This window comes from Azospirillum formosense, assembly GCF_013340925.1.
Classification (GTDB): domain Bacteria; phylum Pseudomonadota; class Alphaproteobacteria; order Azospirillales; family Azospirillaceae; genus Azospirillum; species Azospirillum formosense.
This window is the reverse complement of sequence record NZ_WHOR01000562.1, coordinates 1-574: the sequence shown is the minus strand read 5'-3', so window position 1 is coordinate 574 and position 574 is coordinate 1. Positions and strand designations below refer to the sequence as shown.

At 70.0% G+C, this 574-nt stretch carries 1 protein-coding gene; it reads right to left on the bottom strand.

Annotation, left to right across the window (positions count from 1 at the left end; genetic code table 11):
• Positions 1-574, bottom strand: a 574-nt coding sequence (locus GBZ26_RS29845; protein WP_247884967.1) for a thiamine pyrophosphate-dependent enzyme, incomplete at both ends; no start/stop codon positions are given.

The following is a 574-nucleotide window of genomic DNA, read 5'->3' as shown; positions in this document are numbered from 1 at the left end:
GGACCCTTGCGGACGGCGCTGGTGGGGTTGAGGCTGCCGATGTTGCCGCTCTCCGACCCGGCGTTGGGGTCGATCACCGCGTTGATCAGCGTCGGCCGGCCGCTGTCCATCGCCGCGCTGACCGCGCGGTACAGCTCGTCCGGCGTCGTCACGTTGACGCCCGCGCCGCCGAAGGCCTCCATCATCTTGTCGTAGCGCGAGTCCGGAACGAAGACCATCGGCGACGGGTCCGACCCGCCCGTCGGGTTCACGTCCGTCCCCTTGTAGATGCCGTTGTTGTTGAACACCACGATGCACACCGGCAGGTTGTAGCGGCAGATCGTCTCCACCTCCATGCCCGAGAAGCCGAAGGCGCTGTCGCCCTCCACCGCCAGGACCGGCTTGCCCGACTCCACCGCCGCCGCCACCGCGAAGCCCATGCCGATGCCCATCACGCCCCAGGTCCCGACGTCCAGGCGCTTGCGCGGCTGGTGCATGTCGATGATCCCGCGCGCCAGGTCCAGCGTGTTGGCCCCCTCGTTCACCAGCAGCGCCTCGGGCCGCTCCTGCACCACCCGGCGCAGAGCGCCCAGCG